The organism is Winogradskyella litoriviva (assembly GCF_013249065.1).
In the GTDB taxonomy this organism is placed as follows: domain Bacteria; phylum Bacteroidota; class Bacteroidia; order Flavobacteriales; family Flavobacteriaceae; genus Winogradskyella; species Winogradskyella litoriviva.
Map to the genome: position 1 here is coordinate 1 of NZ_JABRWQ010000059.1, position 255 is coordinate 255.

The window sequence follows — 255 nt, forward strand, 5'->3', positions numbered from 1 at the left end:
ACCTTAAATCTTGTGGTGTAAATGCTATGGGTGCTTGTTCTACTACTAACTCTAATGTTGTTAAACTGTAACATCCTGTTTCTATAGCTTCTACTCGTACATGAATAATTTGTCCATTACTCGTATTAGTGTAAAGCACTGGTAATGGATTACTCTCCGAAATTGCTTCTGCTGCGGTTTCGTAATAGCTAACGGAATAGGCTGGATTATAATTGGTAATCTCACCATTCTTTAGACTTAAATCCATCTCTGTTA

Annotated in this window: 1 protein-coding gene; it reads right to left on the bottom strand. The window is 36.1% G+C overall.

Features of this window, described 5'->3' with window-relative positions; all coding sequences use genetic code 11:
- Positions 1-247, bottom strand: a 247-nt coding sequence (locus HNV10_RS17425; protein ID WP_241695533.1) for a hypothetical protein, incomplete at its 3' end; no start/stop codon positions are given.
- Positions 248-255: the final 8 nt, after the last annotated feature.